This is a genomic window from Burkholderia puraquae (genome assembly GCF_002099195.1).
Taxonomy (GTDB): domain Bacteria; phylum Pseudomonadota; class Gammaproteobacteria; order Burkholderiales; family Burkholderiaceae; genus Burkholderia; species Burkholderia puraquae.
Map to the genome: position 1 here is coordinate 89,599 of NZ_NBYX01000006.1, position 14,217 is coordinate 103,815.

The 14,217-nt window shown below is 61.4% G+C and carries 9 protein-coding genes; 6 read left to right on the forward strand and 3 right to left on the reverse strand.

Annotated features, from left to right (window positions below; translation table 11 throughout):
• Positions 1-68 precede the first annotated feature (68 nt).
• From B7G54_RS14080 to B7G54_RS14105, 6 genes are all read left to right on the forward strand, one after another.
• Positions 69-4,388 carry a glycosyltransferase gene (locus B7G54_RS14080; protein WP_085039625.1) on the forward strand — a complete coding sequence of 1,440 codons (4,320 nt, stop codon included), beginning with the start codon at positions 69-71 and terminating at the stop codon, positions 4,386-4,388.
• A gap of 268 nt (positions 4,389-4,656) precedes the next feature.
• Complete coding sequence (locus tag B7G54_RS14085; RefSeq protein ID WP_085039626.1) at positions 4,657-5,886, forward strand: sulfotransferase family protein; 1,230 nt, start codon at positions 4,657-4,659, stop codon at positions 5,884-5,886.
• A gap of 146 nt (positions 5,887-6,032) precedes the next feature.
• A complete protein-coding gene (locus tag B7G54_RS14090; protein WP_244289336.1) occupies positions 6,033-6,902 on the forward strand; it encodes a glycosyltransferase family 2 protein in 870 nt (289 codons plus the stop codon).
• On the forward strand, positions 6,899-7,864 hold the full coding sequence (locus tag B7G54_RS14095; RefSeq protein ID WP_085039627.1) for a UDP-glucose 4-epimerase family protein: 966 nt from the start codon (positions 6,899-6,901) through the stop codon (positions 7,862-7,864). The genes B7G54_RS14090 and B7G54_RS14095 overlap by 4 nt, the downstream gene beginning before the upstream one ends.
• A gap of 5 nt (positions 7,865-7,869) precedes the next feature.
• Complete coding sequence (locus B7G54_RS14100; protein WP_244289337.1) at positions 7,870-8,886, forward strand: MraY family glycosyltransferase; 1,017 nt, start codon at positions 7,870-7,872, stop codon at positions 8,884-8,886.
• Positions 8,887-8,898: 12 nt separating this feature from the next.
• The gene (locus tag B7G54_RS14105; protein WP_085039630.1) at positions 8,899-10,782 is read left to right on the forward strand and encodes a polysaccharide biosynthesis protein; all 1,884 of its coding nucleotides are present in this window, start codon (positions 8,899-8,901) and stop codon (positions 10,780-10,782) included.
• Positions 10,783-10,869: 87 nt separating this feature from the next.
• On the opposite strand, the gene B7G54_RS14110 is transcribed toward B7G54_RS14105, so the two are convergent.
• The 3 genes from B7G54_RS14110 to B7G54_RS14120 are packed head-to-tail and all read right to left on the reverse strand — an operon-like array spanning position 10,870 to position 14,178.
• Positions 10,870-11,976, reverse strand: a complete 1,107-nt coding sequence (locus tag B7G54_RS14110) for an MraY family glycosyltransferase (RefSeq protein ID WP_085039631.1) — start codon at positions 11,974-11,976, stop codon at positions 10,870-10,872.
• A 27-nt stretch (positions 11,977-12,003) separates the two neighbouring features.
• Complete coding sequence (gene galE / locus B7G54_RS14115) at positions 12,004-13,026, reverse strand: UDP-glucose 4-epimerase GalE (RefSeq protein ID WP_085039632.1); 1,023 nt, start codon at positions 13,024-13,026, stop codon at positions 12,004-12,006.
• A gap of 15 nt (positions 13,027-13,041) precedes the next feature.
• Positions 13,042-14,178: a glycosyltransferase family 4 protein gene (locus B7G54_RS14120; protein ID WP_085039633.1), complete on the reverse strand. Its 1,137-nt coding sequence runs from the start codon at positions 14,176-14,178 to the stop codon at positions 13,042-13,044.
• Positions 14,179-14,217: the final 39 nt, after the last annotated feature.

Here is a 14,217-nt window from a genome sequence, read left to right on the forward strand (position 1 = left end):
GGAAGTCCGGACCGCGATGGATTCAGCGAGCGTGCCGCGGGCCCCTTGGCAAAGGGGAGGCGTGGTGCATGGAGTCGAGATGCAATGGCGGATCGGGTTCGGTATCCGAATTCTTTGTGTGCGGTAAATTTATTGCGGTGGGAAATTTAATGAGCGAGTATGTTGAGGGTGGGTTTTTGGACGATCGAGAGAACCGCTCTGGAAAAATCAGTGCGCTCGTGATTTCATATAATCGCGCGAACTTAATTGAGACGTGCCTTCGAGCGCTATCGTTTGCTGACGAATTGCTGGTCGTCGACAAATCATCGACGGATGGAACGCTTGAGATTGCTCAGGCGCTTGCGCATCGCACGATTTCTGTTCCGTGGTCCCCTGTCGTCGAAGACACGCGCCAGTTCGCTATTTCGCAATGTGCTTATGAATGGGTGCTGTGCCTCGACGATGACGAATGCGTGAGCGTCGAGACGGGAAAGTATCTTCGTAATGAATTGCTGAATCCGCGGGCTGATGTATATCAGCTTCCGCAGCGACATTATATTCTTGGTATTCATGACGAGCAAGCCTATTACTGGCCTGAGCATCAACCAAGATTTTTCCGGAAAGATTCCGTAGAGATTCTCTCGACTGTGCATGGAGGGATTAAGCCGAAAACAGACCGTGTTTATGCTATTCCATCTGAATCGGGCGTCTGCATGCACCATCTCTCGCACGCAAGCGTAGAACAATGGATCGAGAAGTCGAATCGTTATACGTCACGCATAGATCGTGCAAGAGACGATGATGGAGGAAGTGATCTGATTGCATACGCGCACGCTCGAATCGATGGTTGGGCGGGTAAGTCGAAGTCGCAAGGGCGCGGCGACTATCCGGCCGCTGTCGGCCTGCTGCGAGCCGTCTATGACATCATCGATCGATTGAAGACGTGGGAGTTGGAGGAGGGTATCGATGGCGAAAAGAGGTTTGAGGAAATTTGTGAATCGCTGAAGAAGCAGTACATTGCAGCGTTTCCTCAAACCGCCGCCGGTAACTGCAGGGCGAACGCGTCGGCGGCCGGAGAAGCATTCCCGATGAAGGACGGAGATCAGCGCGTCTTCCGTGTAGACGCGGAGAACAACACGCTCCGCGAAAATTTGCGGAGAACCCGGATGCTGGTCGACGAACTGCGTCGACACGCCGGCCTAACGGATACGTCGATCGATGTGTCGTTGGGCGAACAAAGAAGCGGGCTTGTGCAACGCTTGCGAGAAGCTGAAGCCCATTTGAGCGACGCTCGAGAACGGCTGGAAGCTGTCCAGAAGGAGCGAGATGACGCGCTGCGAGCCGTTGTTGCCGGTCAGGAAGCGGAAACCCAGATGCGCGAAGCGCTGTCCGGGCTGCTCTCGAGTCGCGCACGATCAATTAGCGAGAAGGATACGCAAATTGCGCATTTGACGCAGCGTGTATCCGCTGCAGAGCAATTGGCCGCAGCAGAGAGTGCTCAAAGAGCGGAGATTGAACACCGGCTTGGGGCGGTGCTTTCGTCAGAGGCGTGGAAACTGACGGCGCCGGTCAGAGCAATTGTGGAGGTGACTCGACGCTCGGCCAGCCTGCAGAACGCGCGCATGCAGTTGGTACGGAAGGCTGTGCTGTCTGGGGATCCCGCGGCCAAACAAGTGCTCTCGAATTCGTTCCGTCGGCGTATGGGCGGGAGTGGTGCATTGCCGCCGCCTCAACCGGTGACGGTGCCAGCGAATACTGCGCTGCTCGCACCGCACGAATCGGTTACGGTTTCTTATTCATCGTGGTTGTTGCGAATGGATACGCCGGATGCAGAGGTGTTGGCTGCGATGGAGGCTACGTGCAATTCGATACCTGAGATTGTCGTTATCGTTCGATTGACGGCGAAAGCGGCAACGGTCTGGAATGAAACGCTGGAGGCGCTTCGAAAGATCATCGGTTTGAAATGGACCGCTTTTGTGATGGTGGAGCCTGACGCAGACGCTGTGCTTGCACAGAAGTGCGCACAATCGCTTGAAGATGATCCGCGCTTTTCGTTCTCGCGACCGGAATTGAATAACGGTCAGATTGTGCTATTAATCGACGCGGGAGCGATTCCTCGTACTCATGGTCCCAGAGTGCTAGTTGATGCACTGCTGCGAAGTGAAACGTATCGGCTGGCATATTCCGACGAAGACCATCTACCCGAAAGTGGTTTGCCACAGGATCCATGGTTCAAGCCTGACTTCTCACGCTTGCTGACGGAGCAGGGGCTACTTCTCGGAAAAATGGTCGCACTACGTTGGTCGAACGACGTGGATTCGGAAGTCGCTCATCGCATGTTCGATCAGGAAGTTGGTTTGAATCTGATCGCACGGGAAATTGCATTGTCGATCGACAAGCGTGCGATCACACACGTGCCGCACGTGACATTCCATGACGCGGTGCCGACGTTCAACCCGATTCCGGTTGATCCGCCAGCGTTGCCGGATTCTCTGCCGATCGTCAGCGTGTTGATTCCGACGCGCGACGGATGGCATTTGCTCGGGCCTTGCCTCGATAGTCTCCGGAAAACAGATTGGCCAAAGAACAAGCTCGAGGTTATCGTGATCGACAACGGGTCAGTCGATCCCGTGACAATAGATGGAATGAGTTTGGCGGAGCGGGAAGGCAGGATTCGAATCCTGCGAGATCCTCGCGAGTTCAACTACGCGAGACTCAATAACGTCGCTGCGCGTGCTTGTCGGGGCGAGCTACTTGTCTTGCTCAACAACGATACTGAAATCATTGATCCCGCCTGGCTCAAGAAGATGGCAGCGTACGCACTGTTGCCCGATGTCGGAGCAGTGGGGCCAAAGTTGCTTTACGGCGACGGTACGGTGCAGCATGCCGGCGTCGTGCTGGGAATTCAGGGTGTTGCTGCTCATGCTCACCTCTTCCTTGGCCCTGACGAGGGGGGATACCGGGGGCTCGCAAATGTAACTCATGAGGTTGCGGCAGTGACCGGCGCATGCCTGATGGTTTCGAAGGCCGCGTTCGATGAAGTGGGCGGACTGCGAGAGGAACTGCGGGTAGCTTTTAACGATGTCGTGTTTTGTCTGGATCTGCTGGCGCGTGGCAGAAGGAATATCTATTTTTCGGAGGCGTTGGTAACTCATCACGAAAGCAAGACGCGGGGATATGACGACAAGCCAGAAAAGGTGAAGTTGCTTCGCAAGGAGGCGCGGATTGCTTGGTCGCTTCATCGTGATCGGCTGTGGCGCGATCCTTACTATTCGTCGAATCTGTCGATGGAGTCAACCTACAAGCTGGCATTTGCGCCGCGTCGGCGTCCAGTATGGAGCAATCTCATTGCTTCGCGTCGCCCTTGTGTAATGATGCTCTCGTCGACGCACGCGCGCGGTCATGGTGTTGCAGTCGTCGTCGAATTGCAGGTGCGCGCGCTGCTGGCCCGTGGTTATGACGTTGTCATTGCCGGGTTCCTCGGTGCGAACGACTTCGAATATGCCGGTTGCCAGAAAGTAGACGTACGTGATCCCAGGTCCGCTGCTACGATCGCGGTGGAGATGGGTATTGATGTCATTGTCGCTCACACGCCACCGTTCTTTGATGTTGCGCGCTGGACCGGCAATATTCCACCAGTGATTGCTTACGACTATGGCGAGCCTCCGCCCAACCTGTTTCCGGATGCGGAAGCGCGTCAGGATATTCTTGATCAGAAGGCATTGAGCTTGGAAATCTGTACGAAGGTGTTCGCGATATCCAATGCTGTGGCGCAAGAGGCCGTTACGCCGCCGGATGGTGTAATTCCGCTCGGAAATGAACATCTGGGGCAATGGACTCAAGAGTCAAATAGTCGTCGCTCGCGAATTCGCAGGAAAAATAATTGGGATGAAAAATTTGTCATCCTGAATGTCTGCCGTTTCCACGCGGCAGAGCGCTTGTATAAAGGAGTTGATCAATATATTGAAATGTACGAGGCACTCCAATTGCTCGATCCGATTTTGGCGGCGCGCACAGTTTTGGTTTTGTGTGGCAAGGGTGATGCAGACGATATCGCTGAAATGACCGCGCGTGGTGTGTGCGTACATGCGAACGTGAGTGACGAGGAAATGGTGGATCTGTATGCGGGTGCCGATCTCTATGCGAATTTCTCGCGATGGGAAGGGTACAACCTCGGCATTGGTCAGGCACTTGCAATGGGCCTGCCGGTGATCGCGTCTGATAACCCTGCTCATCGAGCATTCGGGGTCGACGTTACTGGCGACCCAGTTGCGGCAGCGATCATTGCGCAGAACTATCTGAACGGTGGTCGGGAGCGCAATCCGAGAATCTGGACGTGGAAGGAACCACTTGAAAGTTTTGTTAATGAAATTGATAAGGTAATGCAAGCTAGTGCTGCGGTAAGGTAATGGCGGATAGTGCCGGTCGGCTTGTGTGACGCAAGGCCGACCGGTTCGAGCAGCACGAGTATTATTTCGAAACATTATGGCCTGCTCTTGCTGTTCGTGAATGCTATAAAATTGCATAGAACTTTACGATGCGATTGGCAGGTTGAAAACATGTGCTTTCGTCACATTGCGGTTCCGCGTTATCCTGGGCGGATAATATATTCGTGCTCAGTAGGCTCATACGTTACCCGTGTCAATCGGGATTGCGCGGACTGCCGCCATATTCAATATGCAATTCATACCTGACGTCGATCCGGCGACCGAGGCCACTCTCGTCGTCGTATTGGGTATGCATCGAAGCGGCACTAGCGTCATTACCCGCGCAATGGAGACGATGGGCGCTGAGTTTGGTGACAATCTCATGCCGGCAGTGGAGGGTGTGAATGACAAGGGATTCTTCGAGGATCTCGACGTCAACGCGATCAACCAGGAGATCCTGAGTTTGGCCGGTGCGGACTGGCACAGTCTTGCTCCGATTGAATTCGGCAAGATCGACGAAGCCAGTCTCCAGGCGATTCGCGAGCGAGCGACAGCACTCCTGTCGAAGAAATGCGGAAGCAAGACTTTTGCGTTGAAGGACCCGCGCATTTCGCGCCTGTTGCCATTCTGGCAACCCATTTTCTACAGCCTCGACGTGCGTGTCGTTTATGTGCTGGCCATACGAAATCCGATGAGTGTCGGGCGATCGCTGGAGAAGCGTGACGGTTTTTCTCACGATAAGTCGCTTCTACTCTGGCTGATGCACACCATTTCGGCGCTCGATCACACGAAAGGCATGCAGCGAGTGCTTGTCGATTACGACAAGTTGATGGAGGCTCCGCGAGTCGAGTTGGCACGGATGTCCGTGCGGCTGGAACTGCCGCTGGATGGATCACGCGTGGCGGCGTTCGAGGACGAGTTTCTGGATGGTGGATTGCGGCACTCGAAATTTAAGTCTGGCGATCTGTCGAAGGTAAATTCGGCCGAACGGCACGTGAAGGCACTTTTTGGTGCCCTCGAATCGGCAAGCGAGCTCGACGATCCGGAATTCGAACGACGCGTGCTGCCGATCATCGAGCAGGCCTGGCTGTATCTCGAAGCACTGGCGCCGATTTTGCAACTCGAGTGGGGTCTCGAGCAGGAAGTCACGCGATTGAATGCGGAAGTCTCGGGGTGTCGCGATGAGGGCGCTGCACTGCAGCGGCAGATCGAAGAGCAGGCAAGCGAACTGAACGACTGGCGGGCGCGAACGGAGTCGGCGATTGCGATCGGAGAGGAGCTGCGTACGAAGCTCGAAATTGCGATGAAGGAACAGGCCGCGCTCGCCGAATCCCTTGCTACGTACGAAACCACATCGGAAATGCAACACGTTGCACTTGGGCGAGCGGAGCGCGCTGTTGCCGAAATGCTGGGGTCGAGATCCTGGCGAATCACGAAGCCACTGCGCTTTTTCGGCAGATTGGCTTCGAGCCGCAAGTGACGACGTTTGCGATGCCGGTGCGTGGTTGACGAACTCATTCGTGCAGTCGTGCCAACATCAGTAGCTTCGAGCCGGTACGTGTCGGCAGCTGCAAGCGAGTGTGGCACACTTCCGGTGTTGCATGCTCTTAACGGTTTCGTCATAACGTGGCATCTCAATTCGCCCCATCTGCTTCACAACGCGCGTCTTTTTCGCCCGCCAAGGATCTGTCGATTTCCGTCGTGACCTTTCGTCCCGACTCGTCGCTGCTTGCGCGGACCTTATCCGGTGTCGGGGCCGCCGGCCGGTCATTGAGGCGTTCAAGGGGAGCGGTAGCAATCGGCGCTTGCCTCGTTGACAACGGCGATGAAGCCGCTACGCTTGCGGCGATTCGAGATGGAGTCAACGGCACCGGAGTCGATTACGAGCTACTGACCGGGCACGGTAACGTCGGCTATGGACGGGGCCACAATCTCGCGATCGAAGCGGTCGAAAGCACCTATCACCTCATCCTCAATCCGGACATCGACATTGAACCCGACGCGCTCGTGCGCGCGCTCGATTTCCTCGACTCGCACCCTGAGGTCGGTTTGCTCACGCCGTGGATCGGTGACGATCGTGGCAATGTTCAGTATCTTTGCCGACGCTTCCCGGCACTGTTCGACCTGCTCGTCCGCGGATTCCTGCCTATGCGCGTGCGCCGATGGTTTGCCGCGCGCCTCGCCCGCTACGAAATGCGTGACGTGATCAACGATCACGATATCGTCTGGGATCCCCCCATCGTCAGCGGCTGCTTCATGCTGTTCCGGACCGACGTCCTGAAGAAGCTCGGCGGCTTCGATCCGCGTTATTTCCTGTACTTCGAGGACTACGACCTGAGCCTGCGCACGCACGAGGTCGCCCGCGTCGCGTACGTCCCGTCCGTGCGCGTGGTCCATCACGGCGGCGGCGCATCCCGCAAGGGCTTCGCACACATCCGCATGTTCGCGGCATCGGCCTTCAAGTTCTACAACCGCTTCGGCTGGAGGCTCTGGTGAGTCACCTCGTCGTCACCGGCGCGAACGGCTTCGTCGGCCGCGCAGTCTGCCGCCGCGCGCTCGAGGCCGGTCACACGGTTACCGCCCTGGTGCGGCGTCCGGGCGGCTGCATCGACGGCGTGCGCGAATGGGTACACGACACGGCCGATTTCGATGCCCTGGATGACGCGTGGCCAACCGACCTGGCCGCCGATTGCGTGATCCATCTCGCCGCGCGCGTGCACGTGATGCGCGACGAGTCGCCCGATCCCGACGCCGCGTTCGACGCCACCAACGTGGCCGGCACGCTGCGTCTCGCCGAGGCCGCGCGCCACCACGGCGTGCGTCGCATCGTGTTCGCGAGCAGCATCAAGGCGGTCGGGGAGGGCGACGACGGGGCGCCGCTGTCGGAAGCATTCGAACCCGATCCGCAGGATGCGTACGGTCGTTCGAAGCTGCGTGCAGAGCGGCAACTCGCCCAATTCGGCACGTCGGCGGGGCTCGACGTCGTCGTCGTTCGTCCGCCGCTCGTCTACGGCCCGGCCGTCCGCGCCAACTTCCTGCGGATGATGGACGCGGTCGCGCGCGGGATGCCGTTGCCGCTCGGCGCAGTTTCAGCGCGCCGCAGCATCGTCTACGTCGACAACCTCGCCGATGCGCTGCTGCGTTGCGCGATCGACCCGCGCGCGGCCGGCGAATGCTTTCACGTTGCCGACGACGACGCGCCGTCGGTCGCGAACCTGCTGCGTCTCGTCGGCGACGCGCTCGGCAGGCCCGCCCGGCTGATCGCGGTGCCGCCGGCGCTGTTGCATGTGCTCGGAAAGCTGACCGGTCGCAGTGCGGCTATCGACCGCCTGACGGGCAGCCTGCAACTCGATACCGGCCGGATCAGGCGCGTGCTCGACTGGAAGCCGCCCTATACGACCCGCCAGGGCCTCGAAGCGACCGCCGCATGGTATCGTTCGCGCGATACACAACAATAGTCGACATGTCTTTCACGATCTCCACATGGCCTGCCGCGGCCGTGGTGGCGCTGGTCGCCGCCATCGCATCGACGGCGATCCTGCGTGGGCTGCTTGCGACCGGCCTCGCATGGCGCCTCGCCACCGACATTCCAAACGATCGTTCGCTTCATACGCTGCCGACGCCGCGCGTCGGTGGATGGGGCATCGTACCGGTGTGCATCGTTGCACTGCTAGTGCTGGCGCCGCACCTGTGGCTGATCGCGATCGCGGCCGCGGGGTTGGCCGCGATGTCGCAGATCGACGACCGGCGCGGGCTGCCGGCCCGCGTGCGGTTCTCGGCGCACCTCGCGGCGGTCGTCGCGCTGATCGTCGTCTTCCCGGCTGACGCGCCCGGGTGGCTGCTCGCCGGCGTGGGTTTCGCGATGGTTTGGCTGACGAACCTGTACAACTTCATGGACGGCGCCGACGGCCTTGCGGGCGGCATGGCGCTGTTCGGCTTCGGCGGGTACGCGGTCGCGGCGCTCGGCGGCGCGCATCCGTCACCCGATCTCGTCGTGGCGGGCGCGGCGGTCGCCGGCGCTGCGCTCGGCTTTCTTCTGCTCAATTTCCACCCGGCCAGGCTGTTCCTCGGCGACGCGGGCTCGATTCCGCTCGGATTCCTGGCCGGTGCGCTGGGCTACTGGGGCTGGCGTGCCGATGTCTGGCCGATCTGGTTTCCAGCGATGGTGTTCGCGCCCTTTATTGCCGATGCATCTGTAACACTTTTGAGACGCCTGTTACGCGGAGAAAAGTTCTGGCAGGCACATCGCGAGCATTATTATCAAAGGATGGTTCGATCGGGAGTCAGTCACGGTCGGACCGCTCTTTATTGGTACCTCATCATGCTCGCGGGCATAATTGTCGCCTTGTGGGCAAAGGGCCGCCCCGAACTGCAGCAATGGCTGTCGTTCTTCGCTTGGTATGGCGTCCTGGCATGGTTCGGATGGTTGATCGACATGCGTTGGCGCCGGTTTCAGTCGGCCGCCAAAAACAACTATTGAGGTTTCCCGCCGATGTTGCGATCCAGAGCGTCGTGGCTGTCGCTGAGTGCTTTCCTGTTCGACCTGACGGCGGTTGTCGCCGCATGGTTGTTCGCTTATCTCGTTCGTTTCAACGGCAGCGTGCCGCATGATTTCCTGAGCGGCGCGCTAATGGCGCTCACGTGGGTGCTGCCTGTCTATGCGCTGATGTTCCACGGGTTCGGCCTGTATCGCGGGCTGTGGGTATTCGCGAGCCTGCCCGACCTGATGCGCATCGCGAAGGCGGTGATCGGCGGCGGCGTGATCGTGATGATCGGCGCCGTGATGTTCCAGCCGACACCGATCATTCCGCGCTCGGTGCTGCTCGTGTCGCCGCTCATGCTGTTCCTCGCGATGGGCGGCGCGCGTGCGCTGTATCGCGCGACGAAGGAGTACTACCTGTACGGCGGACTCGTCGGGAAGGGCAAGCCGGTACTGGTGCTCGGTGCCGGCACGGCCGGCGCGAGCCTCGCGCGCGAACTGTCCCGCTCGGGCGAATGGCGCCTCGTCGGCCTGCTCGACGACGACGTCGCAAAACAGGGTCGCGAAATCTACGGCCACAAGGTGCTGGGTTCGTTCAACGACCTCAAGCACTGGACCGACGCGATGAAGGTCGAGTACGCAATCATCGCGATTCCGTCGGCGTCGGTCGAGGTACAGCGCCGCGTCGCGACGCTGTGCGTGCGTGCCGGCGTGAAGGCGATGGTGCTGCCTTCGCTGACCGCGCTGATGCCGGGGCAGGGCTTCCTGTCGCAAGTGCGGAACATCGATCTCGAAGACCTGCTCGGCCGCGACGCCGTGACGATCGACACGCCGCACGTCGAGGCGCTGCTGCGCGGCCGCGTCGTGATGGTGACGGGCGCGGGTGGTTCGATCGGCTCCGAGCTGTGCCGGCAGATCCTGCGTTTCGCGCCGGCGCAACTCGTCGCGTTCGACCTGTCCGAGTACGCGATGTACCGGCTCACCGAGGAGTTGCACGAGCGCTTCCCGGACCTGCCCGTCGTGCCGATTATCGGCGACGCGAAGGATTCGCTGCTGCTCGACCAGGTGATGTCGCGCCATGCGCCGCACATCGTGTTCCATGCGGCCGCCTACAAGCACGTACCGCTGATGGAGGAGCACAACGCGTGGCAGGCGCTGCGCAACAACGTGCTCGGCACGTATCGGGTGGCCCGTGCAGCGATCCGCCACGACGTGCGTCACTTCGTGCTGATCTCGACCGACAAGGCCGTCAATCCGACCAACGTGATGGGCGCAAGCAAGCGCCTCGCCGAAATGGCCTGCCAGGCGTTGCAGCAGACGAGCGGGCACACGCAGTTCGAGACCGTGCGGTTCGGCAACGTGCTCGGCAGTGCGGGCAGCGTGATTCCGAAGTTCCAGCAGCAGATCGCGAAGGGCGGCCCGGTCACGGTTACGCACCCGGAGATCACGCGCTTCTTCATGACGATCCCGGAAGCGTCGCAGCTTGTGCTGCAGGCGTCGAGCATGGGGCATGGCGGCGAGATCTTCATTCTCGACATGGGCGAGCCGGTGAAGATCGTCGATCTCGCGTGCGACTTGATCCGCCTGTACGGTTTCTCGGAAGAGCAGATCCGGATCGAGTTCACCGGGCTGCGGCCCGGCGAGAAGCTCTACGAGGAGCTGCTCGCGGACGACGAGGCGACGACGCGCACCCCCCATCCGAAGCTGCGGATCGCGCGTGCGCGGGAAGTGCCGGACAATTTCCTCGACGAGCTGCTGCCGTGGCTGATGCAGCATCGTGTCCTGTCCGATGACGAAGTGCGGCGCGATCTGCGACGCTGGGTGCCGGAATACCAGACGGCCGTTGCCCCCGTGTTGCAGAGCGTCCCGTCAGTGCGTGCCGCGTCGAACCGGTGATGCGGCCCCAGGCCGTGAACCGGGCGGCAAGACGAAAAAAAGCGCCCTGCAAGGGCGCTTTTTTTGTCCGGAAGCCGGACAGGCAGCTCAGTGGCTGCGCCGATGCTTCCTCACCACCATCCACCGCGGCGCCCTGAACCGCACGATGCTGAGATACAGCCACACGTAGGTCAGCGCAAACAGCACGACGAACACGAAAAGATGCACCGTGTGCCGCCAGAACAGCGTCGCCGGTATCACCGCGACGAGGCACAGCAGCCACAGGTACGGCGACGTCAGCGAATTGCGGCGCGTCAGGTCGTGCGCGTGTTTCGTGCCGACGGCCCAGCGCATCAGCCGCTTGTACACGAGCATGTGCAGGTGCACACCGTCCGGGATGCCGGGCGACATCCCGCGAATGAACTTCTTCCGGTAGATCGAGAAGCAGGTCTCGAAGATCGGGTACATGAACAGCAGCACCGGGTACCACGCGGACACCTCGCGGTTGCGCATCACGAGCATGATCGCCAGTTCCGCGAGCATGAAGCCGATGAAATACGCGCCGCCGTCGCCGAGGAAGATCAGCCCGGCCGGGAAATTCCACAGGAAGAAGCCGAGCACGGCACCCATCATGATGATCGACGCGGACATCACGACCGGGTCGTTGACGTGGAACGCGACATACGCGAGCGACGCGAACATCATGAAGCTGACCATCGATGCGAGCCCGTTGAAGCCGTCGATGATGTTGATCGCGTTCGCGAGCGCCGCGACCGCGAGCACGGTGATGAACGCCGAGATGACGACGTAGCCGAGCAGGAAATCGAGCGGCGGCACGCTGATGCGCTTGACCGCGATACCGAGCAGCCAGAACGCCAGCGCGGCCGCACCCATCGTGCAGAGCAGCCGCGCGCGCGGCGACACGCGCTTGGTCAGGTCCTCGACGAGGCCGGACAGGAAAGCGGGCAGCCCGCAGGCAGCGATCCCGAGAATGCTGCCGGAGATCGTCGGATAGCGCCGGGACAGCACCAGCGCGGCAACGACGACCCCGGCGAGGATCCCGATGCCCCCGACCCGCGGCACGGGCCGCACGTGGAATTTCTGCACGCCGGCCAGATCGCTGTCGATCGAGAATTTCTCGTGAAGGTGCGCGTAGCGCACGATGAACAGCGTGACTAGCAGGGAAACGATGAAGCCGGACGCGAAGCTGAGCATGGGATCGCTCGAAAAATGGACAGCGGATTATACAAAACCGCGCGGGTTCCCCTCCTGCCATCGCCAGTGGTCGGCACACATTTCTTCAATACCGAGCGTCGCGCGCCAGCCGATGATGTCGGCCGCGGCCTGCGGGTTCGCGTAGCACTCGGCGATGTCGCCCGGGCGGCGCGCGACGAGTTCGTACGGCACCGGGCGGCCCGACGCCTTCTCGAAGGCGCGCACGACTTCCAGCACGCTGTAGCCTTGTCCGGTGCCGAGGTTCACGACGAAGCTCGCGTCGCGCTTCGCCAGCGCGTCGAGCGCGGCGATGTGTCCCTTCGCGAGATCGACGACGTGGATGTAGTCGCGCACGCCGGTGCCGTCCGGCGTCGGGTAGTCGGCGCCGAACACGCGCAGTTTTTCCAGCTTGCCGACCGCGACCTGCGCGACATACGGCATCAGGTTGTTCGGGATGCCCGCCGGATCCTCGCCGATCAGCCCGCTCGCGTGCGCGCCGACCGGGTTGAAGTAGCGCAGCGTCGCGATCCGCCACGACGGATCGGACACCTCGAGATCGCGCAGGATCTGCTCGGCGATCAGCTTCGACTGGCCGTACGGGTTGGTCGCGGATAGCGGGAACGATTCGTCGATCGGCGAGCGCTCGGGCACGCCGTACACGGTCGCGGACGAGCTGAACACGAACTGCCTGACGTTGCGCTCGCGCATGACCTTGAGCACGGCGAGCAGGCCGCCGATGTTGTTCTGGTAGTACTCGAGCGGCTTCGCGACCGATTCGCCGACGGCCTTGAGCGCCGCGAAATGGATCGTGCCGGTGATCGGGTGCGCGTCGAACACCTTCGCGAGCGCGGCTTCGTCGCACACGTCGACCTGATGGAACGCGGGCGTCTTGCCCGTGATCCGCTCGATGCGGCGCACGGATTCGGCCTTGCTGTTGACGAGGTTGTCGACGATCACGACGTCATAGCCGTTGTCGAGCAGCTCGACGGCCGTGTGCGAGCCGATGTAGCCTGCGCCGCCGGTAACGAGGATGGTGCCTTTAGTGGTCATTGCTGATGCGCTCCTTCAGAGTGTGAATCCGGTCAACGAATGGATGGTCTCCCTGTAGCGCTCGACGACCTGCTGCTCGTCGAACTCCGCCGCGACCTTTTGCCGGCCGCGTGCGCCCATCGCCGCCCGGCCTTCCGGCCCGAGCGCGATCATGCGATTCAGTTGCTCCGCGAGGCTCCCACTGTCGCGCACGCGGCACAGGAAGCCCGTTTCGCCGTCGGCGACGACGTCGCGGCAGCCCGGCACGTCGGTCGCGACGATCGGGCGGCCCATTGCCGACGCTTCCATCAGCGTGCGCGGCACGCCTTCGCGGTACGACGGCAGCACGACGCAGTCGGCCGCCGCGATATGGGGGCGCACGTCGTGCGCTTCGCCGAGATACTCGATCACGCCTTCGCCGACCCACGCATCGACGTCCGCGCGGCCGATCGCGCTCGGATTGTCGACGCCGAGCGGCCCGAGCAGCTGGAAGCGTGCGTTCGGGAAGCGGGCGCGCACGATGCGCGCGGCCTCGACATATTCGCGCACACCCTTGTCCCACAGCAGCCGGCCGATCAGGATGAAGACGGGCGCGTCGCCGGCGGGCAGCGGCACCGGCGCAAACTGTTCGAGATCGACGCCTTCGCCGTGCAGCAGCCGCGCACGGTCGGGATGTGCGAGCAACTGCTCGTCGGTGAAGGTCGCGAGATCGTCGCGGTTCAGGAACCAGACTTCACGCGGGAAGCGGAATGCGAACCGGTACAGGCGCTTCGCGACGCTTGCCGCGCGGCTTTTCTGGATGAAGACGTAGCCGAGCCCCGTCGTCACCGCGATCGACGGCACGCGCGCGAGCCACGCGGCGACCGAGCCGTAGATGTTCGGCTTGATCGTGTAATGGAACACGAGATCGGGCTGCAGCGCGCGGTAGTGACGCACCAGCGCGGCGAGCGTGCCGAGATCCTCGCGCGGGCTCGTGCCTTTCGATGCGACCGCAAGCGCCACGTAGCGGCAGCCCATCTGCTCGAGCAAGGGCACCGTGCGGTCGTGCGGCGCGATCACGATGACCTCGGCGCCGCACGCGACGAGCGCACGGATCAGCCCGTGGCGATACGTATGGATCGCCCAGGCCGTGTTGCAGACGAGCGCGATGCGCAGCGGGGAGGTGGCGGACATGAAAAAAAGGAAAAATAAAGCGTCGTAAATGCCGGACGT